Here is a 21,319-nt window from a genome sequence, read left to right on the forward strand (position 1 = left end):
TAGGAGTTCGTTCAACATGCAGCATTTGTCCCGCCTCAACTCGCTGGCCCTGATGATCGCTCTGGTGATCGGCTCGCCTCTGGCATTTGCTGCCGAGCCGGCTGCTCATCCGGTGCCTGCCAACAGCGCCAAGGCGCCACTGCCGCTGGACGAGCTGCGCACATTTGCCGAGGTCATGGACCGGATCAAGGCTGCGTATGTTGAACCTGTGGATGACAAGACCCTGCTCGAAAACGCCATCAAGGGCATGCTCAGCAACCTTGACCCGCACTCCGCGTACCTGGGCCCTGAAGACTTCGCCGAGCTGCAAGAGAGCACCAGCGGCGAATTCGGCGGGCTTGGCATCGAAGTCGGCTCCGAAGACGGCAATATCAAGATCGTCTCGCCAATCGACGACACCCCGGCGAGCAAGGCCGGGATTCAGGCCGGCGACTTTATCGTGAAGATCAACGGCCAGCCCACCCGTGGCCTGAGCATGACCGAGGCGGTCGACCTGATGCGCGGCAAGATCGGTCAGAAAATCACCCTGACCCTGGTGCGTAATGGCGGCACGCCGTTCGACGTGACCCTGACCCGCGCCAACATTCAGGTCAAAAGCGTCAAGAGCCAGCTGCTTGAAGACGGCTACGGCTATATCCGCATTACCCAGTTCCAGGTCAAGACCGGCGAAGAAGTCGCCGCCGCGCTGTCCAAGCTGCGTCGGGACAACGGCAACAAAAAACTCAAGGGCATCATTCTCGACCTGCGCAACAACCCGGGCGGAGTCCTGCAATCGGCCGTTGAAGTGGTGGATCACTTCATCACCAAGGGCCTGATCGTTTACACCAAAGGCCGCATCGCCAACTCCGAGCTGCGCTTCTCCGCGACCGGCAAAGACCTGAGCGAGGGCGTTCCGCTGGTGGTGTTGATCAACGGCGGCAGCGCCTCGGCATCAGAAATCGTCGCCGGTGCCCTGCAGGACCAGAAACGTGGCGTGGTGATGGGTACCACCAGTTTCGGCAAAGGCTCGGTGCAAACCGTACTGCCGCTGAACAATGACCGCGCACTGAAGATCACCACCGCGCTGTACTTCACCCCCAACGGCCGTTCGATCCAGGCCCAGGGCATCGTGCCGGACATCGAAGTCAGCCGCGCCAAGATTACCCGCGAGCAAGACACCGAGTACTACAAAGAGGCCGACCTGCAAGGTCACCTCGGCAACGGTAACGGCGGTGCAGACAAGCCCAGCGGTTCTGGCCCCAAAGCCAAGCCGATGCCGCAGGATGACGACTTCCAGCTGAGCCAGGCCCTGAGCCTGCTCAAAGGCCTGAGCATTACGCGCGGCAACTGAGATGCGTTTTTCGTCGCTGCTTGCCCTGCTCTGCTGCCTGACCGGTGCCGCCCACGCGGCGCCGGCCAGCCCGGCCGCAACACCGCACAAGGCTTACCTGAGCCTGATCATTGATGACCTTGGGCAAAACCTGCCACGGGACCGCCGCGTGCTGGCGTTGCCCGGCCCGGTCACCACCGCCGTGATGCCCGACACCCCCCATGCCGCCGAATTTGCCCGTGAAGCCCACAAGGCCGGCAAGATCGTCATCTTGCACATGCCCATGGACCCGGCGACCGGCCCGTTTGCCTGGCACCCCGACTTGCCGATCGACGAACTGGCAAAGCGCCTCGAGGCTGCCTTCAAGGCCGTGCCCTACACCAGTGGAATCAACAACCACATGGGCAGCCGCATGACCTCACAGCCACAGGCCATGGCCTGGCTGATGGAAAACCTGCAGCAACGGCACAAGTTCTTCGTCGACAGCCGCACCAGCGCCCAGACGGTCGCCGCGGCCCAGGCGCAGAAGATTGGCCTGGCCAGCGTGTCGCGGGATGTATTTCTGGACGATGTGCGGACCGAAGAGGCGATTGCCGTTCAACTGCAAACTGCGATCAAGCTGGCGCATAAACAAGGATCGGCAGTGATGATCGGTCATCCCTACCCCCAGACCCTTGCCGTACTTGAACGCGAATTGCCCAAGCTCAAGGCCCAGGGCATTGAGTGGATCGATATCAGGCAAATGATCGGCGTGCGCAGCAACAAGGCCATGGCCGGACACGGCAAGGACGGGGTTTACCGCTAAGCCCCCTGCCCTCCCTGCTTTCCACCCTACCTACCTCCCTGTAGGAGCGAGCTTGCTCGCGAGCTCTTCAATGTAAAGCTCGCGAGCAAGCTCGCTCCTACAGATCAGATCAGGTCAGGTCAGGTCAGGCTCAGAGGTATTTGTCGCTGATCTTGTCAACCACACCTTCGGCCCGCAACTGATCCAGGGCCTTCTGCAACCTGACCACCACCTCATCCGGCACCTCTTTATTCAACGCCAGATAAAGCTGCGCCTGATTGAAACGCAGTACGGTCTTGAACCCCGAAATACCTACCTGACGCGCCAAAAATCGGCCTGCCGGATCACCTGTGGCCCACAGGTCAATCTGACCGGCCTGCAGCTTTCTGGCGTTGTCCTGATCGCGCAGCACAATCACCGGCGCCATCCCTTTTTCTTCCAGGGCCAGGGCAATGGCATCACCCTTATAGGCGCCTACCTTGTACTGCCGGGCCTGCTCAAGGGAGGTCAGGGTAATAGGGCTATTGGCCCGGGCCAGCAACACCCAGTCATCCGGGCCGATGGGCCCGACCCATTTGAACAAGGCTTCGCGCTCGGGGATCCGGGCCGTGACGAACACGCCATAATCGGGATTATCCAGGGCAAGGTGATAGATGCGCTCCCAGGGGAAACGCAGGGTCATGCTGTAACCGATATCGGCCCGTTTGAAGGTTTCGCGCAGAACTTCGACGGCAATGCCTTCCAGGTTCTGGTTCTGGGCAAAGTTCTTGCCGTTCTTGGCCATGTTGTACGGCGGGAAGTTTTCAGTCAGCAGCACCAGCGAGTAACGCGAAGTATCAGCTGCAAAAACAGCACTCGTCAGGCACAGGGCAGAAGTGGCGAGAGCGAGCAACAAAGGTTTGAACATGACAGACGACCTAAATCCATGGCGTGCCCAAGAGTGCCGTGGGCCCGCCATGCTGTCCAGTGCCTAGCGCACCACAATCCCGCGCTCAGCCATGTAGGCCTTGGCCTCTGGCACGGTGTATTCGCCAAAGTGGAAAATACTCGCCGCCAGTACCGCGCTGGCATGGCCCTCGAGGATGCCGTCCGCCAGGTGCTGCAGGTTGCCGACACCGCCCGAAGCGATCACTGGAATACCCAGCGCATCGCTGATGGCACGGGTCACGCCCAGGTCGAAGCCGCTTTTCATGCCGTCCTGATCCATGCTGGTCAGCAGGATCTCACCGGCCCCCAGGCCTTCCATCTTCATCGCCCACTCGACTGCATCGAGCCCGGTCGGCTTGCGCCCGCCATGGGTGAAGATTTCCCAGCGCGGGGTTTCGCCCGGCAAGGAAACCTTCTTCGCATCAATCGCCACCACGATGCACTGGGAACCAAAATGCTGCGCCGCCTCCCCCACGAACTCGGGGTTGAACACCGCTGCAGTATTGATCGAGACCTTGTCGGCACCGGCATTGAGCAAGTTGCGAATGTCTTGAATGCAACGCACGCCACCGCCCACGGTCAGCGGGATAAACACCTGGCTGGCCATGCGCTCGACGGTATGCAACGTGGTGTCACGGCCGTCGACGCTGGCAGTGATGTCGAGAAAGGTAATCTCGTCGGCACCCTGCTCGTCATAGCGACGGGCAATTTCCACCGGGTCACCGGCATCGCGAATGTTCTCGAACTTGACGCCCTTGACGACCCGGCCGTTATCCACGTCCAGGCAAGGGATGATGCGTTTGGCCAGCGCCATGCCGTTCTCCTCAGGCCTTGTAGGCGTCGCAGAAGGCTTGCGCCTCAGCCACGTCCAGGGTGCCTTCGTAAATCGCACGGCCGGTGATGGCACCGACGATACCGGGCGCTTTGGCGTCCATCAGGGCTTTGATATCACCCAGGTTATGGATACCGCCCGAAGCGATCACAGGAATGCTGGTGGCTGCTGCCAGGGCCGCGGTGTAGCTCACGTTGCAGCCCTGCATCATGCCGTCTTTGGCAATGTCGGTATAAACGATGGCCGATACGCCGTCAGCTTCAAAACGCTTGGCCAGGTCGATGACCTGAATGGTGCTCACTTCAGCCCAGCCATCAGTGGCGACGAAGCCGTCCTTGGCGTCCATGCCGACAATGATTTTGCCGGGGAAGGCGCGGCAGGCTTCAGCCACAAACTCAGGGTTCTTCACGGCTTTGGTGCCCAGAATCACGTAGCTGACGCCAGCCTTGACGTAATGCTCGATGGTTTCCAGCGAGCGGATGCCGCCACCGATCTGGATCGGCAACTGCGGGTAGCGCCTGGCGATGGCAGTCACCACCTCGCCATTGACCGGCATGCCTTCGAAGGCGCCGTTCAGGTCAACCAGGTGCAGGCGGCGGCAACCGCCCTCTACCCATTTGGCGGCCATGCTCACCGGGTCATCGGAGAACACGGTGGAGTCTTCCATACGGCCCTGGCGCAGACGTACACAGGCACCGTCTTTAAGATCGATAGCGGGGATAATCAGCATGCTTTTTCCTTCGTCAAAAGAGCTGCAAGCGTTGAGCTTGAAGCTGCAAGAAAGAGCGGAGTGCGATCTTGCCCCTAACTTGCAGCTTGAAGCCTGGAACTTGCAACTGACTCAATTCTTTTCGAGTGCCCACAGGTCGCTTTCGATGCTCTCGAACCTCTCTTTGAGGTGCGTCTGCACATCGAAAATCGCGCGATTGTAGTAATGCGGCGCGATTTCGCGGGTGAACAGTTCAAGGATTTCAGCCGCTTCAAATGAACCCAGGTCCAGTTCGAAGCGGTCCTGCATAAAGCGTTTGATCTTGCTGTTGGCTTCGTTCTCTTGCTCGGGGGTGAGCGTGAGAATCGGCGGCTTCTTGCGAGGCGCCATTACCAGCGTCCGTCCCAGGCCGCGAAATTTTCCAGCAGTTGCAAGCCGTGGGTATGGCTCTTCTCTGGATGGAATTGCACCGCGAAACGCGAGCCGTCAGCCAGCGCGGCCGCAAAATCGACGCCGTAGTGCCCGCCACCGACCACCTGGCGAGGATTGCCCGCCGCAATGTAGTAGCTGTGGACGAAATAGAAGCGCGACATGTCAGGGATACCATGCCACAGAGGGTGATCGACCTTCTGCTGCACTTCGTTCCAGCCCATGTGCGGCACCTTGAGGTGCTCGCCGTCTTCGTGCAGATCCTTGCCGAAAAACTTCACCTGACCGGGAAACAGGCCGATGCAATCAACCCCACCGTTCTCTTCGCTGCTGTCGAGCATGGCTTGCATGCCGACGCAAATCCCGAGAAAAGGACGGTCCTGGCTGACTTCATGCACCAGCGAGTCGAAACCCAGGCGACGGATTTCGGCCATGCAATCCCGAATGGCGCCCACACCGGGGAACACCACGCGGTCAGCTTCGCGAATCACATTGGCATCGCTGGTAATCAGTACCTTCCCGGCGCCAACGTGCTCCAGCGCCTTGGCCACCGAGTGCAAGTTACCCATGCCGTAATCGATCACCGCCACTGTCTGCATCAGAGCACGCCCTTGGTCGACGGCATTTGCCCGGCCATACGTTCGTCCAGCGCGACAGCCATGCGCAGCGCGCGGCCGAATGCCTTGAACACGGTTTCGATCTGGTGGTGGGTGTTGGTGCCGCGCAGGTTGTCGATGTGCAGGCTGACGTTGGCGTGGTTCACGAAGCCCTGGAAGAACTCCTGAAACAGATCGACATCGAAGCCGCCCACGGTGGCGCGGGTGTATGGCACGTGCATTTGCAGGCCCGGACGGCCCGAAAAGTCGATGACCACGCGCGACAGCGCTTCGTCCAGCGGCACGTAGGCGTGACCGTAACGGGTCATGCCTTTTTTATCGCCGACGGCCTGGCTGAAGGCCTTGCCCAGGGTAATGCCAACATCCTCGACGGTATGGTGATCGTCGATATGCAGGTCGCCTTTGCACTCGATGTCCAGGTCGATCAGCCCGTGTCGGGCGATCTGGTCGAGCATGTGCTCAAGAAAAGGAACGCCGATATCGAATCGGGCCTTACCGGTACCATCCAAGTTGATCGAGGCTTTGATCTGGGTTTCCAGAGTATCGCGCTCGACTGACGCCTTACGTTCGGCCATCACCAGCTCCGCAAAATCATTGGGCGAAAAAGGTGGCCATTATAGGCACGGGTCAGGCAAACAGAAACATGGAAGGGAATATGACTGACGGACTGAGTCATTCGGTAGGAGCGAGCGTGCTCGCGAGCCCTTTAAAAGCTCGCGAGCACGCTCGTTCCTGCGGGTCAGGCAGCGGTATTAATGGAACAACACCGCAGTCTTCTGCACTGTCACCCACACGCCCCACAGCAGCGGAATGCCCACTGCCAGCCAGGCGGCGATGACCAGCGGCAGACTGCCGGAGGCCGCTTTCCACTCCAGCGAGGTGCTGGCATCGGCGCCCTTGTCGTGCCCCAGCGCCTGTTCGGCCGCCAGTTGCGCGTCAGTCATGAAGTACTTGTCAGCCACCGGGCGTACCAGCAAGTTGCAGATAAAGCCCAGCACCAGCAGGCCGGCGAGGATATACAGGGTGATGTCGTAGGCCGCCGCACGCTCGACCCCGATGCTGAGCTGGTACTCACGCAAATAGTTGACCAGCACCGGCCCCAGCACACCTGCCGCAGCCCACGCAGTCAACAGCCGACCGTGAATCGCCCCCACCATCTGCGTACCGAACAGATCCGCCAGGTAAGCCGGCACTGTGGCAAAGCCGCCGCCGTACATCGACAGGATGATGCAGAACGCGGCCACAAACAGTGACACGTTGCCCAGATGGCCCAGGTTCGGAATCAGCGCATACAAGGCAAAACCCAGGGCAAAGAACACAAAGTAGGTGTTTTTACGCCCCAGGTAATCGGAGAACGAAGCCCAGAAGAAGCGCCCGCCAATGTTGAACAGGCTCAACAGACCGGTAAAGCCGGCCGCAATCGCCGCGATTTGCGCCAGCTGCGCCGCATCCAGCTGGCTGAATGTCAGGTCATTACCCAGCAATTTGCCCGCGAACACTTCCTGCAACAACGGTGAAGCCATACCCAGAATGCCGATACCGGCAGACACGTTCAGGCACAGCACCAGCCACACCAGTGCAAACTGCGGGGTTTTCCAGGCAACACTCACATGTACATGGCGCTGGGTAATCATCGCATTGGCGGCTTTTTTCGCCGGCGCAGTCCAGCCCTCAGGCTTCCAGCCGGTAGGCGGCACGCGGTACGACAACGCACCACCAATCATGAACACGAAGTAAATCGCGGCCATGACTACAAAGCTCTGCCACACGCCCACGCCGTCCGGGCCGGCAAAATGGCCCATCAGCGCAGCGGCCAACGGCGCGCCCACCATGGCGCCACCGCCAAAACCCATGATCGCCATGCCGGTCGCCATGCCGCGCTTGTCCGGGAACCACTTGATCAGCGTCGACACCGGCGAGATATAGCCCAGACCCAGACCGATACCGCCAATTACCCCCGAGCCCAGCCACATCAGCCAGATCTGGTGGGTATAAATGCCCAGTGCGGAAACCAGCAGGCCACCACACCAGCACAATGCCGAAACCACACCGGCCTTGCGCGGCCCGGCATGTTCAAGCCAGCCGCCCCATACAGCTGCCGAGCAGCCGAGGAAGATGAAAAACAGGGTGTAGATCCAGCCGAGCATGGAGATCGGCCAGTCACATTGCGAAGAGAACACCTGGGCGATAAAACTCATGTCCGGCGCACAAGCCACTGGCGCAGTCACGCCCAGGGCTTTGGACAGCGGCAGCCAGAACACGGAAAACCCGTAGGCCATGCCGATACACAAGTGAATGGCCAAGGCGGCCGGCGGAACCAGCCAGCGGTTGAAACCGGGCCTGGCGATGATGCGCTCCTTTGACAGGAACGCAGGCTTTGAGGCAAGACTGCCTTCAGCGGTGCTGGTACTCATTATTGTTTCCCCCATGGATGAAGTGCTCCCCGGACGCGCGGAACCCCCGACTTTGGTGCCCTGTAGCACGAGTCATTTTTTGTAGGATTCATTTCAAGGCGCGACAATGCGCCGCAGAAGGCCCGAAAAACAGCCGAAGATTACCACTTGAACACAGGAAAATGCCCACGCTGATGCCGTGTTTGCTCAGCGGACCGATCCGGCACTATCCACCCCCAGTCGGCCTGCCCGTGACGCTATACTCTGCGACCAACTTTAAAATTTCCCTTCACTCAGACTTACAAGGACTCGCCCATGAAAGCGTTCGGCAAAATCCTGGGTCTGGTGCTTCTCGGATTGTTGCTGATCATCGTGGCTCTGGGCTTTGCTCTGAGCCATCTGTTCGATCCCAACGACTATAAAGACGAGATCCGCCAGATAGCCCGCGACAAAGCCCACATTGAGCTCACGCTCAATGGCGACATCGGCTGGAGCCTCTTCCCCTGGCTCGGTCTGGAACTGCACGACGCCAGCGTCGCCACCCTGGCGGCACCTGACAAACCCTTTGCCGACCTGCAAATGCTGGGTCTGTCAGTGCGCGTACTGCCACTGCTGCGCAAAGAAGTGCAGATGAGCGATGTGCGGGTCGAAGGCCTGAACCTGCGCCTGACCCGGGACAAGGACGGCCACGGCAACTGGCAGGACATCGGCAAGCCGGCACCTGCGGGCGTGAGTACCGAGACCCCGGTCGCCAGCACTGAAACCGTGAGCAAGCCGGACAGCGTCAGCCAGCCGCTGAAACTGGATATCGACAGCCTGACCGTGAACAACGCCCGGGTTGAGTACAACGATGAGCAAAACGGCCAGCAATTCAGCGCCGAAAGCATCCAGTTGAGTACCGGCCCGGTTCACGAAGCCACCAGCACCCCGGTCAAACTCACTGCGTTTCTGGGCACCAACAAGCCGGTGATGCGGGTCAAAACCGAAGTCGACGGCAAGCTGCGGTTTGACCGTGTGCTCAAGCGCTATCAGATCGAAGACCTGAAAGTGGTGGGCGAAGCCTCAGGCGAGCCGCTGCAAGGCAAGACCATGACCTTCGCTGCCCAAGGGCAGATACTGGTGGATCTGGCAGCCAACGTCGCCGAATGGAGCGGCCTGAAGATATCAGCCAACCAACTGCGCGCCCTGGGTGAACTCAAGGCCAATAATCTGGACAGCACGCCACAGATCAGCGGTGGCGTGTCGATTGCCCAGCTCAACCTGGCCACCTTCCTCGACAGCATCGGCCACACTCTGCCGCCAATGGCACCGGGTAGCCTGAGCAAAGTCGAACTGGTCAGCCGCCTCTCCGGCAGCCCCAGCAGCCTGGCCTTCGACGAACTCAACCTGAAAGTCGATGACAGCAGCTTCACCGGCCGTATCGCCATTGAAGACTTCGCCAAACAAGCCCTGCGCATTCAGCTCAAAGGCGACACGTTCGACGCTGATCGCTACCTGCCGCCCAAATCGGCCGAGGCCAGCAGCGCCAGCGCCGCACGTAAAACAGAAGTGCAAGGCAACGAAGCCGGCGCATTGGCCGCATCAGGCGATACGCCATTGCCAGAGGCTCCAACCAAAAGCGGCTGGAGCACGACCAGGATCATTCCTGTCACGCGCCTCAAGAAACTGGACCTGGATGCCGATCTCAGCTTTGGCCAGCTGACCGTAACGAAACTGCCGATCCAGAACGCAGCCCTCAAGGTCAGTAGCAAAGACGGCCTGCTCACTCTGCAGAACCTCAGCGGCAACCTCTACAAAGGCACGTTCGCCGCCAACGGCAGCCTCGATGTACGTCCGATGCTGCCACTGGCCAACCTGCAAACCCGGATCAACAACGTACCGGTGGAAAAAATCCTCCAGAGCCAGGGTCAAAAACCGCCGGTGACCGGCCTGTTGACCCTCAACAGCAACGTTACAGGCAGCGGCGACAACCAGAACGCACTGGTTCAAAGCCTCAACGGCACGGCAAGCTTTGTGCTCAACAACGGCGTGCTGCTCAACGCCAACCTTGAACAACAGCTGTGCAAAGGCATCTCCGTGCTTAATCGCAAAACCCTGAGCGGCACGCCACCGGGCAAAGACACTCCGTTCAAGGAACTCAAGGGCAGCCTGGTATTCCGTAACGGCGTGGCCAGCAACCCGGACATGATCGTGCGCATTCCCGGCATGAGCGTAAAAGGTGATGGCGACATCGACCTGCGCGTGCTGGGCATGGATTACCGCATCGGTATCACCATTGAAGGCGACACCCGCGCCATGCCGGACCCGGCGTGTCAGGTCGGCAAGAACTTTGTCGGCATCGAACTGCCATTGCGCTGTCGCGGTCCGCTGGAGCTGGGCGCCAAGGCCTGCCGTCTGGACAAGGAAGGCCTGGGCAAAGTCGCCGCCAAAGTGGCGGGCAATAAAATCAGCGAGAAGCTTGAAGAGAAACTCGGCGACAAGGTCAGCCCGGAACTCAAAAACGCCCTCAAGGGGCTGTTTAACCGATGAGAGACGAGCAATTTTCTGTGGCGGTACTGGACTGGTATGACCGCCACGGCCGCCACGACCTGCCCTGGCAACAGGGCATCACCCCATACCGGGTATGGGTCTCGGAAATCATGTTGCAGCAGACCCAGGTCAGCACTGTGCTCAACTACTTCGACCGGTTCATGGCCTCTCTGCCTACGGTCCAGGCCCTGGCCGCCGCCCCGGAAGACGAAGTGCTGCACCTGTGGACCGGGCTGGGCTACTACACCCGTGCGCGCAATTTGCAGAAGACCGCGAAAATCGTCGTCGCTGAATATGGCGGCGAATTCCCGCGGGATGTCGAAAAACTGGTGGAGCTGCCCGGCATTGGCCTGTCCACTGCCGGTGCGATCGCCAGCCTGAGCATGGGCCTGCGTGCACCGATCCTCGACGGCAACGTCAAGCGGGTGCTGGCGCGCTATACGGCGCAAGAGGGATATCCCGGCGAACCCAAGGTTGCCAAACAGCTGTGGGCCACCGCAGAGCGCTTCACTCCCCAGGACCGGGTCAACGCCTATACCCAGGCGATGATGGACATGGGCGCCACGCTTTGCACTCGCAGCAAGCCCAGCTGCCTGCTGTGCCCCCTCGAAAGCGGCTGTGAAGCGCACTTGCTGGGCCTGGAGACCCGCTACCCGATCCCCAAGCCACGCAAGACCATCCCGCAAAAAAGCACCCTGATGCCAATGCTGGCCAATGCCCAGGGGGCGATTCTGCTGTACCGCCGCCCCTCAACCGGGCTGTGGGGCGGACTCTGGAGCCTGCCCGAACTGGATGACCTTAAAGACATCGAACATCTGGCACTGCAGCACGCTCTGACGCTGGGGCTGCAACAGGAACTGCCCGGCCTGACCCACACCTTTAGCCATTTCCAGCTGGCCATCGAACCCTGGCTGGTCCACGTCGAAGAGTCCGGCCATCACGTGGCCGAGGCCGACTGGCTCTGGTATAACCTCGCCACCCCGCCGCGCCTGGGCCTTGCCGCCCCGGTCAAGAAGCTGCTCAAACGCGCAGCCGAGCTATTGAATCCAGGAGAGTCGTCATGACCCGCACCATCATCTGCCGCAAGTACAAAGAAGAACTGCCCGCTCTTGAGCGCGCTCCGTTTCCGGGCTCCAAAGGCCAGGACATTTTCGATCACGTCTCGGCCAAGGCATGGGCAGACTGGCAAAAACACCAAACGCTGCTCATCAACGAGAAGCGTTTGAACATGATGAACGCCGAAGACCGAAAATATTTGCAGGGAGAAATGGATAAGTTCTTCAGCGGCGAGGAATACGCACAAGCTGAAGGCTATGTTCCGCCGACCGAATAATCCCCGGTTTTATTGGGTTTGGCCCGTAAGCGACGGTAATAGTTAAATATTTTTCAAAAAAGTGTTTGACGGATAATCGAAAAAGGCTTCTAATGCGCCCCGTTGCCCAGATAGCTCAGTCGGTAGAGCAGGGGATTGAAAATCCCCGTGTCGGCGGTTCGATTCCGTCTCTGGGCACCACATTCAGCATTGATGTGGTGTTCGCACCACCTCAAAGCAAACAAGAAACCCGCCTAGTGCGGGTTTTTTGTTGGACGCGATTTATACCCGGTGGCGCCACCTCTCTTGGCGATTGCAAAGAGATGGGGTTCAATCCTCTCCTCAGCCTGCAAAGGACACACCTTCATGGCAACGCCAAAGAAACAGCAAAAGCACGCGCAGCGGGCCAAATCCAAAGCCAAACAGAACCGCGTCGGCAAACCGGCCAAAGCTTCGGCTGCGACCCTGATCGACAATCCGTTCGATGACGTAAAAATCGACCTCAGCACCTTCAACTTCCAGGACATCCTCGACAACGGCTTTGACCCGGCCGATTACGACGATCTGTTCCAGGTCATGAAGGCCGCCGAAGCCATCAACCTGCAAACCATGTGCACGGTGTTCCTGCAATACCCGGTACTGGAGCTGGTGATCTCGGAAGAGGAAGAAGAACCGGCGACCGACTTCCTGATGGGCCTGCTGATCGAGTACCGGATTGCCATCCATGGCGACGATGAAGACAGTGCCGTGGCCTGGATCGAAACCCCGGCATTCCACAAAGCCTACGTCGAAGCTTCGCGCCTGCTGCAGGAACGCAGCACCCGGAGCGCCCACTGACAGCTGCCCTGCCCCGTCCTGTCAGCCGGGCATTCACCGAGCCTGCTGCTGACGGTTACTTGCTGGGCGGTCTTGAATGGCGCCAGCCCGCGGCGGATGCCACGCGCGCCGTCGTCATCATCAACGCCGCCACTTCGGTGCGCTGCAGCTACTACGCGCGCTTTGCCGAGTATCTGTTCAGCCATGGCATGGACGTGATGCTGTTTGACTACCGCGGCATCGGGGCTTCGCGCACAGGATCACTGCGCGGCTTCAAGGCCTCATGGTCGGACTGGGGATCGCTGGACTTTGAAGCCCTCCTCAAGCGCGCACAGCGCGAATGCCCGGGCCAGCCGATCGATGTGGTCGGTCACAGCTTTGGCGGCTGTGCAGTGGGCCTGGCGGCCTCAGGAGCGGTTATTCGCCACGTAGTGACAGTGGGGGCGCAATTTGCCTGCTGGCGCGACTATGCGCCGGCACAGCGCTGGCAGATGTTCGCCAAGTGGCACGGAGTCATGCCGCTGCTCACCCGGCTCTGCGGCTTTTTCCCCGGTACCCGCCTGGGCTGGCTCGAAGATACCCCGGCAGGCGTGGTGCGGGACTGGGTGACCTGCAGCACGCACTACGGACAACTCCCCAGCGCTCGCCAGCTTGCCACCCTGCCCTTTGCCTCAGTAAGCGCCAGAACCCTCGCCATCAGCCTTAGCGACGATCCGTTCGGCACCGTAGCGGCCATCGAGCGCCTGCTCAGCCATTTCAGCGCCAGCTCCCGCACACATTTGCGCATCAGCCCCGAAGATATCGGTGTAACAGAGATCGGCCATTTCGCGTATTTCCATAGCCGATTCCAGGACAGCCTGTGGCCGATTGCCCTGCAATGGTTACAGGCCGGAGAGTTGGCGGACGATGTACCCGGCGCCATACACCCGCCCCTCCGGACGCAAAAAAACCTGTAGGAGCGAGCTGTTGGCTGATTGAAAAGCTCGCGAGGCAAGCTCGCTCCTACAGCGCCAGCCCCGCACACATTTGCGCATCAGCCCCGAAGATATCGGTAATGGTTACAGCCGGAAGAGCTGGCGGACGATGTACCCGGCGCCATACAACACCCCCTCCGGACGCCAAAAAACCTGTAGGAGCGAGCTTGCCTCGCGAGCTGTTGGCGGACTGAAAAGCTCGCGAGCAAGCTCGCTCCTACAGCGCCAGCCCCGCACACATTTGCGCATCAGCCCCGAAGATACCGGTAATGGTTACAGGCAAGAGAGCTGGCGGACGATGTACCCGGCGCCATACAACACCCCCTCCGGACGCCAAAAAACCTGTAGGAGCGAGCTTGCCTCGCGAGCTGTTGGCGGACTGAAAAGCTCGCTCCTACAGGAGGCTGCCTCCCAATCGCACGGCCAGTGCCGCCAAAGTGATCAAGAGCACCGGTAACGTCATCACGATCCCGACCTTGAAGTAGTAACCCCAGCTAATGCGGATCCCCTTGCGCGCCAGTACGTGCAGCCACAAAAGAGTGGCCAGACTGCCGATCGGGGTGATTTTTGGCCCCAGGTCGCTGCCGATCACGTTGGCGTAGATCATGGCGTCCCTGATCACCCCGCTAGCGTTGCTGGCGTCAATGGACAGGGCTCCGATCAGTACGGTTGGCAGGTTGTTCATCACCGATGACAGCAACGCTGCCAGCAGCCCCGTCCCCAGGGTCGCGCCCCACACACCGTAGCGGGCGAAGCCGTCGAGCCAGCCCGCGAGGTAATCGGTGAGCCCGGCGTTACGCAGGCCGTAGACGACCAGGTACATGCCCAGGGAAAAAATCACGATTTGCCAGGGGGCTTCCCTGAGCACTTTGCGGGTGGAGATTTTGTGCCCGCGAGCCGCGATGCCCAGCAACAAAGCCGCGCACAGGGCCGAGATGGCACTGATGGGAATCCCCAGCGGCTCCAGGGCGAAACAGCCCGCCAACAGGATCCCCAGTACCCACCACCCCGCCACGAAGGTGGCTTTGTCATTGATGGCACTGGCCGGATCAGCCAGCTGCGCAGGGTCGTAGGCGGCGGGAATGTCGCGCCGGAAATACCACAGCAGCATGCCCAGCGTGGCAGCCACGCTCACCAGGTTGACCGGCACCATCACCGCGGCGTACTGGTTGAAGCCGATTTTGAAGTAATCCGCCGAGACGATATTGACCAAGTTCGACACCACCAGCGGCAAGCTCGCGGTGTCGGCAATGAAGCCGGCCCCCATCACAAATGCCAGGGTCGCCGCCGGTGAAAATCGCAGCGCCAACAACATGGCAACCACGATCGGGGTGAGGATCAGCGCCGCGCCGTCGTTGGCAAACAATGCCGAAACCAGGGCCCCAAGCAACACCATGCAAGCGAACAAACCTTTACCGCGGCCCCTGCCCCAGCGCGCCACATGCAAGGCCGCCCAGGCAAAGAACCCGGCTTCATCGAGCAACAGGCTGATGATGATCAGCGCCACGAAAGTGCCCGTGGCATTCCAGATGATCGCCCATACAACAGGCACATCGCCCGGCTGCACCACACCAAAGATCAGGGCCAGCAACGCACCCAGAGAAGCGCTCCAGCCCACCCCGAGCCCTCGGGGCTGCCAGATGACCAGCACAATCGTGAACACAAAAATTGCAACTGCAGCCAACATAAAACTCTCCCGACCCGGCTTAGCAGCAGCGGTTGCGTTGAGGGCGATCGCCCATGGCTGCAAGGCGCAGCATATCGTCGCGCAGCCATTGGCCGTTGGCGTTCAGGGTGGTGTCGAGAACCGCCACGACCCACTGCGGCAGCGCCGGATTCAGCCGGTAATAAACCCACTGGCCCTGACGCCGGTCCAGCAGCAGCCCGCTGCTGCGCAATTGCGCCAGATGCCTTGAGATTTTGGGCTGGCTGTCATTCAGCGCGCACATCAGCTCACACACGCACAGCTCACCTTCTTGCACGATGAGCAGCGCCGAGCGCATGCGGGTGGCATCAGCCAGACATTTAAAAATCGCCGGAGGGGAAAAATCGTCCGTCATCTCGCATCGCCTTGCATATGGGAATCCGAATATATGAATTTCCATATGTAATAACAACCAGGATAAACCGCACAGGTCAGTTGCGGGTGCTGCATCCTTCAGGCTTGTTCACTCGGGTTTTGGATGCAGGGTTGTTGCCCAGCTTGTTGTCCGGCCGACGCGGCCGCACCACCAACTCGCCGCCGCAGTTAGGACAAAGCCCGCCCAGCTTTTGCTCCGAACAGGAGGCGCAAAACGTGCATTCGAATGAACAGATCCGCGCAAGGGACGAATCAGGCGGAAGGTCACAATCACAGCATTCGCAATTGGGGCGTAATTCGAGCATGAGCACCTCGGCTGGACGAAAACATTCGTTGTTGCAGTTAAGACGCTTCCAACAAAAAGCCAATCGTTAATTTGCGCGTAAAAATTCCGGAGCTGTGCGTGAGATCAAAACCTTCTATCTGAATGAATGGCACTTTTTGATTTTCACGCCTTCATATCTTGATCAGCGCTCCTTTCAAAGCGTACACAGAGAGCCCCGTCACACGGCATGCCATACGAATCCAGCTCCCCGCCAACGCCTTCGGTTTTGCACGAGCTCCGCTCCGGCACCCAGACCCTGCATGTCGCGCTTGAGAAGCGCCTGCCGTTTTTCTCGGACAGCCTTGACCTGCAACGTTACACACGCTTGCTGGCGGCCTATTACGGGTTCTATCAGGCCATGGAGAGCAGGCTTGCAAACAGCCCCTTGATCCCGCCGGGCTTTGACCTGCACGCACGCCTAAAGACTCAGGCCCTGGAGCAAGATCTGCAGGCCCTGGGCATCAATCCCGGGACACTCTCGCTGTGCCCGACCCTGCCGCAGTTGAACAGCGAAGCCAGTGTGCTTGGGGTTTTATATGTGCTTGAGGGTGCCACGCTGGGCGGCAATATCTTGCGCAAACAAATATCCGAGCGCCTGGGGCTGCAAGCCCATGACGGTGGCGCCTTTCTCTATGTATATGGCGAAGCCACCGGCCGCAACTGGAAATCGTTCCTGGAGTTTCTCTGCGCAATGCCGCTGGACGCCGGGGCACGCGCCGAGGCCGTCAAGGCGGCCTGTTTTACTTTCAGCTGTTTCGAGCAATGGTTAGAACGTCAGGAGGTGTTGTTATGAACCCACTGGATACTGAAGCTTTTGAAGTCTTGCTGGCCAACTGCGCTGACGAGCCCATTCGTTTTCCGGGGGCCATTCAGCCCCACGGTATTTTGGTGAGCCTCTGCGGTCCCGAGCTGCTCATCCAGCAGGTCAGTGCCAATGTCGAGACGCTGTTCGGCATGCTGCCTGCAGCCCTGTTGAATCAACCGCTGTCGATGCTGACCGGCCCGCAGGCAGCCGCCGCGGTGCAACAAGCCAGCCACTTCGTCGAGCAAATCGATATGCCGCCACTGGAGCTGAATCTGCAGGGGCTGACCTGGGAGGGCTTGTTACACCGCAGCAACGGCACCCTGATTCTGGAACTTGAGTTAAAGCCCGATGAAACCGAGCTCAACAGCACGATGGCCAAAGTGCGCAACCTGAGCCGCGTACTGCAACGCCTGCAGGCGGCCAGGACACTGCCCGCGCTGTACGAAATCTGCGTCAGCGAGATTCAGGCGCTGACCGGGTATGACCGGGTACTGATTTACCACTTCCATGAAGAGGGTCACGGCCAGGTCATCGCCGAAGCCTCAGCCCCTGCGATGGAGCTGTTCAACGGCATGTTCTTTCCGGCCTCGGACATCCCGGTGCAGGCGCGCGAGCTGTATCGCACCCATTGGCTGCGCATCATTCCCGACGCGGCCTATGAGCCGGTACAGCTGGTCCCCAAACTGCGCCCAGACACGGGGCAAGCCCTGGACCTCAGCGGAGCGGCCTTGCGCAGCGTGTCGCCGATCCACTGCCAATACATGCAGAACATGGGCGTACTGTCTTCGATGAGTATCTCCCTGATGGATGGCGAACGGCTCTGGGGCCTGATCAGTTGCGGTCATCGCACCCCCCTGCATGTGCCGCACGAGCTGCGCATGGCGTGCCAGACTATTGGCCAGGTCCTGTCCTTACAGATCAGTGCCTTGCAAACCCTGGAAATCAGCCGCCAGCGAGAAGCAAAAATAGACGCTCTGGTGCACCTGAACAGCGCCATGGAGCAAGGCCCAGAAAATGTGTTCGACGGTCTGGCACTGGAGCCACGGTTGTTGATGGAACTGACCCGGGCCAGCGGTGTAGCCATCATCGAAGACAAAGTGCTGCACCGTTATGGCCAATGCCCGCACCCCGAACAAATCCGTGATCTGTACCGATGGTTCAAGCAATCCGGCGACCCTGTATTTTCCACCCACAGCCTGTCGACGGTTTATGCCCCGGCCACCGAGTACAAGGACGTCGCCAGCGGCCTGTTGGCCATGTGCCTGCCCAAGCCTGTGGACAATGCCGTGCTGTGGTTTCGCAGCGAGATCAAAGAAAGCATCCCGTGGAGTGGCGACCCGAATAAACCTCTGAACCTGGAACGCAGCGCTACCGGTTTGCGACTGAGCCCGCGCACCTCGTTCGAGCTGTGGAAAGTCGAGGTGGACGGTATCTGCGAAAAATGGAGCCACGGCGATTTGTTCGCCGCCAACGACCTGCGTCGCTCGGCACTGGAAAATGACCTGAGCCGTCAGGTTCTGCGCGAGCAGCAGGCAGTACGGGCGCGGGATGAGTTGGTGGCGGTGGTGTCACACGACTTGCGCAACCCCATGACCATCATCTCCATGCTGTGCGGGATGATGCAGAAAACCTTCAGCAGTGACGGCTCCCATGCTTCACGGCGCATCACAACCGCCATCGACACCATGCAACAGGCCACCAGCCGCATGAACATCCTGCTCGAAGATTTGCTCGATACGTCCAAGATAGAAGCCGGGCGCTACACGATCTCCCCCCAGTCACTGGACGTGACCCAGATCTTTGAAGAAGCGCTGTCGTTGCTGACGCCATTGGCCACCGACAAGGGGCTCGAGCTGACCTTCCACTCAGAGCCCGATCTGAAAATCCATGCCGACCCCGAGCGTCTGTTCCAGGTGCTGTCGAACTTGATCAGCAACGCGATCAAGTTCACCCCTGCACAAGGCACCATCAAAGTGGCCGCCATAACCAGCGGAGACGACATTGTGTTCAGCGTACGCGACTCCGGCAAAGGCATCCCGGCCGAGCAACTGCCGCACATCTTTGAACGCTACTGGACGGCGAAGGAAGGAAATACCTCTGGCACTGGCCTTGGGCTGTACATCTCTCAAGGGATCATCAAGGCCCACGGCGGCCTGTTGAGTGCACAAAGCACCCTGGGCCAAGGCAGTGAATTCCGCTTTACCGTGCGCCGCGTAGAGCCTGTCGAAGGCAGCCAGCTCCCACAAGAGCTGGCCTGACATCACCTGACCTTAGCTGAACGCGTTGATAAACCAGGTGATCATGGGGATGGCCACAATGTCGATCAGCACTGCGCCGCATAACGGCACGATGATGAAGGCCTTGTAGGAGAACACTTTGTAGTGGTCACAGATGGCACCCATGTTGGCCACGGCATTGGGTGTCGCTCCCAGACCGTGCCCCATGAAGCCTGCACACAGGACTGCAGCGTCGTAGTTGCGGCCAAACAGGCGGAACAGGACGAACACGCAGAGCAGGATCATGATCACCACTTGCACCACCAGGATCACCAGCAGCGGCAACCCCAGCTTCTCCAGTTCCCAGAACTTGAGACTCATCATGGCCATGGTCAGGAACATGCCCAGGCTCACGTCGCCAATGGTGCTCACGGCATGATCGGGCATCTCTACAGCCTGGGTGCGGTCATTGATATTGCGCAGAATGATGGCCACGAACATCGCGCCCACATAGCTCGGCAGTACGATGCCCAAATGCTGCTGCAAGCTGCCGCCCAGCCAGAAGCCCAGGACCATGATCACCACGATGCAGGTCAGCAACCGCAGCAAGGTCGCAGCATCCAGAGCCGCCGGCGGGGTGTGGACCACTTCTTCGAAAGCCTTGAGGTTGCCCACTTCCTCCGCCTTGACCGTCAATTTGTTGCGCTCGATCAACCAGCGCGCCAGCGGACTGCCCAGCAAACCGCCGGCCACCATGCCGAAGGTCGCTGCCGCCAGAGCGGCAGTGGTCGCGCCTACCGCACCGAGGTTCTCGGCAATCGGGCCGAACGCGGCCGCGGCACCGAAACCACCTTCCAGCGACACCGCACCGGCCATGATCCCCAGCAACGGGTCGATACCCAGCAGCTTGGCAACGCTGACACCCACCACGTTTTGCACCAGGGCCAGGCCCCAGCACGCACCCAGGTAGATAAACAGCAACTTGCCGCCCTTGCGCAGCAGCCCCAGGCTGCCCCCCAGGCCGACAGTGGTGAAAAACGCCACCATCAACGGCGTTTGCAGGCTGGTATCGAGGGTCAGGTCGAGCAGTTGCCGATCACGTAACAGCCAGATCACCAAGGCAAAACCAAAGCCGCCAATCACCGGTGCCGGAACACAGAGTTGGCGCAGCCAGTAGCTGCGTTTTTTCAATTGGGCACCCAGGCCCAGCAGGAGCAGCGCGAGAGCAAGGGTGCTCAACGCATCCAGTTCGAATGTCAGCATGGCGAATTTCTCTTTTTCTTATGATTCAACAAGCGGTTTCAGGGATATACGGAGTAACTCAATCAATCAGGCTGGCGAGCAGACGCGCGCCGATACGGGCGGTTCGGTTATCGGTGTCCAGGCTCGGATTGAGCTCGGCAATGTCGGCCATGCGCAATTTGCCGCTGGCTTTGGCATGGCGTACCAGATGCTCGACGATCTGCATGTCCACCCCATGGGCAGACGGCGCGCTGACCCCGGGCGCCTGGCTGGCGGGCAAAACGTCAAGACAGATGGTCATGTAGAGGTGGTCGACCTCTTGTAAAAATTCGTCGATCAGGGCTTCGCAGGCAGAGATATCCCAGCTGTTCATCTGCCGGTCGAGGCGGTAACGCACCTTCAGTTGCTCGGCCTGTTCAAACAGCGCAGCGGTGTTATTCAGCTGGCTGACGCCCAGGCAACAGTAGGTAAAGGGCATGTCGGCACGCTGGCAATACTCGGCAATCTGCCGGAAAGGAGTGCCCGAGCTGCTTTGCCCGGCATGCCGCAAATCAAAGTGGGCATCGAAGTTCAGAACCCCGATCCGCGCCTGCGGACTGCGCTGACGCAAGTGATCGGCCAGACCGCTGAAGCTGGCAAAGGCGATTTCATGGCCGCCACCCAACCCCAACGGCAAGTGCCCCTGGTCGAGCAGGAAGCTGACGTGGGAGGCGTAGATCTGCTGTGCGCCTTCAAGGTCGCTGTCGGTACAGCCCACATCGCCCGCGTCATACAGCGGCGCCTGGCCGTGCCAGGCCAGATTGGCCAGGGCCTTGCGCAAGGCCGGCGGCCCCAGGCGGGCACCGGTGCGGCCTTGATTGCGCTTGACCCCTTCATCGCAGGCCAGTCCGATCAGTGCCGCGCCCGCAGGCTGGCTCCGGGCAAAGGGCTTGACCCATTGATGCCAGCGCAGTGCGCCCTGCCCTTCGGCAGCGTCTACGCGGCCTGTCCACACCTGCATCTCGGGAACCATGGTCATGC

General features: G+C 60.0%; 21 protein-coding genes and 1 tRNA gene. 10 read left to right on the plus strand and 12 right to left on the minus strand.

Going from position 1 to position 21,319, the window contains the following annotated elements; all coding sequences use genetic code 11:
- Positions 1-16: 16 nt before the first annotated feature.
- Together JQ845_RS10520 and JQ845_RS10525 are read left to right on the plus strand one after the other, a co-directional pair.
- The gene (locus JQ845_RS10520; protein WP_003438574.1) at positions 17-1,330 is read left to right on the plus strand and encodes a S41 family peptidase; all 1,314 of its coding nucleotides are present in this window, start codon (positions 17-19) and stop codon (positions 1,328-1,330) included.
- Between the two features lies 1 nt (position 1,331).
- The gene (locus JQ845_RS10525; RefSeq protein WP_003438572.1) at positions 1,332-2,114 is read left to right on the plus strand and encodes a divergent polysaccharide deacetylase family protein; all 783 of its coding nucleotides are present in this window, start codon (positions 1,332-1,334) and stop codon (positions 2,112-2,114) included.
- A 130-nt stretch (positions 2,115-2,244) separates the two neighbouring features.
- Here the strand turns inward: JQ845_RS10525 and JQ845_RS10530 are convergent, their stop codons facing one another.
- From JQ845_RS10530 to JQ845_RS10560, 7 genes are all read right to left on the minus strand, one after another.
- Complete coding sequence (locus tag JQ845_RS10530) at positions 2,245-3,000, minus strand: substrate-binding periplasmic protein (protein WP_203008960.1); 756 nt, start codon at positions 2,998-3,000, stop codon at positions 2,245-2,247.
- 63 nt (positions 3,001-3,063) lie between these two features.
- Positions 3,064-3,834: an imidazole glycerol phosphate synthase subunit HisF gene (hisF, locus tag JQ845_RS10535; protein WP_003438568.1), complete on the minus strand. Its 771-nt coding sequence runs from the start codon at positions 3,832-3,834 to the stop codon at positions 3,064-3,066.
- Positions 3,835-3,844: 10 nt separating this feature from the next.
- Positions 3,845-4,582: a 1-(5-phosphoribosyl)-5-[(5-phosphoribosylamino)methylideneamino]imidazole-4-carboxamide isomerase gene (gene hisA, locus JQ845_RS10540; protein ID WP_003438566.1), complete on the minus strand. Its 738-nt coding sequence runs from the start codon at positions 4,580-4,582 to the stop codon at positions 3,845-3,847.
- A 111-nt stretch (positions 4,583-4,693) separates the two neighbouring features.
- Complete coding sequence (locus JQ845_RS10545) at positions 4,694-4,951, minus strand: DUF2164 domain-containing protein (protein ID WP_003438564.1); 258 nt, start codon at positions 4,949-4,951, stop codon at positions 4,694-4,696.
- Complete coding sequence (hisH, locus tag JQ845_RS10550) at positions 4,951-5,589, minus strand: imidazole glycerol phosphate synthase subunit HisH (protein ID WP_203008961.1); 639 nt, start codon at positions 5,587-5,589, stop codon at positions 4,951-4,953. The genes JQ845_RS10545 and hisH overlap by 1 nt, the downstream gene beginning before the upstream one ends.
- Positions 5,589-6,182 carry an imidazoleglycerol-phosphate dehydratase HisB gene (gene hisB, locus JQ845_RS10555; RefSeq protein WP_003438561.1) on the minus strand — a complete coding sequence of 198 codons (594 nt, stop codon included), beginning with the start codon at positions 6,180-6,182 and terminating at the stop codon, positions 5,589-5,591. The genes hisH and hisB overlap by 1 nt, the downstream gene beginning before the upstream one ends.
- 177 nt (positions 6,183-6,359) lie before the next feature.
- Positions 6,360-8,021 (minus strand): OFA family MFS transporter, encoded by a 1,662-nt coding sequence (locus tag JQ845_RS10560; RefSeq protein WP_003438560.1) that lies wholly within the window; start codon positions 8,019-8,021, stop codon positions 6,360-6,362.
- A gap of 294 nt (positions 8,022-8,315) precedes the next feature.
- Here JQ845_RS10560 and JQ845_RS10565 point away from each other — a divergent pair, with 294 nt between their 5' ends.
- The 6 genes from JQ845_RS10565 to JQ845_RS10590 all read left to right on the plus strand — a co-directional run bounded on the left by JQ845_RS10565 (position 8,316) and on the right by JQ845_RS10590 (position 13,613).
- The gene (locus JQ845_RS10565; protein ID WP_203008962.1) at positions 8,316-10,529 is read left to right on the plus strand and encodes an AsmA family protein; all 2,214 of its coding nucleotides are present in this window, start codon (positions 8,316-8,318) and stop codon (positions 10,527-10,529) included.
- Positions 10,526-11,593, plus strand: a complete 1,068-nt coding sequence (gene mutY / locus JQ845_RS10570) for an A/G-specific adenine glycosylase (RefSeq protein ID WP_203008963.1) — start codon at positions 10,526-10,528, stop codon at positions 11,591-11,593. The genes JQ845_RS10565 and mutY overlap by 4 nt, the downstream gene beginning before the upstream one ends.
- Positions 11,590-11,862, plus strand: coding sequence for an oxidative damage protection protein (locus tag JQ845_RS10575; RefSeq protein WP_203008964.1), 273 nt, complete (start codon positions 11,590-11,592; stop codon positions 11,860-11,862). Before mutY ends, JQ845_RS10575 begins: the two co-directional genes overlap by 4 nt.
- Positions 11,863-11,966: 104 nt before the next feature.
- Positions 11,967-12,042: transfer RNA gene (locus tag JQ845_RS10580), tRNA-Phe, on the plus strand.
- A 165-nt stretch (positions 12,043-12,207) separates the two neighbouring features.
- The gene (locus JQ845_RS10585) at positions 12,208-12,678 is read left to right on the plus strand and encodes a hypothetical protein (protein WP_003438556.1); all 471 of its coding nucleotides are present in this window, start codon (positions 12,208-12,210) and stop codon (positions 12,676-12,678) included.
- An 8-nt stretch (positions 12,679-12,686) separates the two neighbouring features.
- Positions 12,687-13,613, plus strand: coding sequence for an alpha/beta hydrolase family protein (locus JQ845_RS10590; protein ID WP_408003745.1), 927 nt, complete (start codon positions 12,687-12,689; stop codon positions 13,611-13,613).
- A 412-nt stretch (positions 13,614-14,025) separates the two neighbouring features.
- Here JQ845_RS10590 and JQ845_RS10595 read toward each other — a convergent pair whose 3' ends face one another.
- The 3 genes from JQ845_RS10595 to JQ845_RS10605 form a co-directional block, all read right to left on the minus strand.
- Positions 14,026-15,318, minus strand: a complete 1,293-nt coding sequence (locus JQ845_RS10595; protein ID WP_203008965.1) for an arsenic transporter — start codon at positions 15,316-15,318, stop codon at positions 14,026-14,028.
- 19 nt (positions 15,319-15,337) lie between these two features.
- Positions 15,338-15,691: a metalloregulator ArsR/SmtB family transcription factor gene (locus JQ845_RS10600; RefSeq protein ID WP_003438539.1), complete on the minus strand. Its 354-nt coding sequence runs from the start codon at positions 15,689-15,691 to the stop codon at positions 15,338-15,340.
- Positions 15,692-15,767: 76 nt separating this feature from the next.
- Positions 15,768-16,016, minus strand: a complete 249-nt coding sequence (locus JQ845_RS10605; RefSeq protein ID WP_003438536.1) for a DUF1272 domain-containing protein — start codon at positions 16,014-16,016, stop codon at positions 15,768-15,770.
- A 207-nt stretch (positions 16,017-16,223) separates the two neighbouring features.
- On the opposite strand from JQ845_RS10605, the gene JQ845_RS10610 reads away from it, so the two are divergent.
- A complete protein-coding gene (locus JQ845_RS10610) occupies positions 16,224-16,829 on the plus strand; it encodes a biliverdin-producing heme oxygenase (RefSeq protein WP_127195687.1) in 606 nt (201 codons plus the stop codon).
- Positions 16,826-19,099, plus strand: coding sequence for an ATP-binding protein (locus tag JQ845_RS10615; RefSeq protein ID WP_203008966.1), 2,274 nt, complete (start codon positions 16,826-16,828; stop codon positions 19,097-19,099). Before JQ845_RS10610 ends, JQ845_RS10615 begins: the two co-directional genes overlap by 4 nt.
- Before the next feature lie 12 nt (positions 19,100-19,111).
- Here the strand turns inward: JQ845_RS10615 and gltS are convergent, their stop codons facing one another.
- The gene (gene gltS, locus JQ845_RS10620) at positions 19,112-20,320 is read right to left on the minus strand and encodes a sodium/glutamate symporter (protein WP_003438528.1); all 1,209 of its coding nucleotides are present in this window, start codon (positions 20,318-20,320) and stop codon (positions 19,112-19,114) included.
- A gap of 58 nt (positions 20,321-20,378) precedes the next feature.
- Positions 20,379-21,317, minus strand: a complete 939-nt coding sequence (gene hutG / locus JQ845_RS10625) for a formimidoylglutamase (protein WP_127195685.1) — start codon at positions 21,315-21,317, stop codon at positions 20,379-20,381.
- Between the last annotated feature and the right edge of the window lie 2 nt (positions 21,318-21,319).

It is taken from the genome of Pseudomonas paraversuta (assembly GCF_904063065.1).
Lineage (GTDB): Bacteria > Pseudomonadota > Gammaproteobacteria > Pseudomonadales > Pseudomonadaceae > Aquipseudomonas > Aquipseudomonas paraversuta.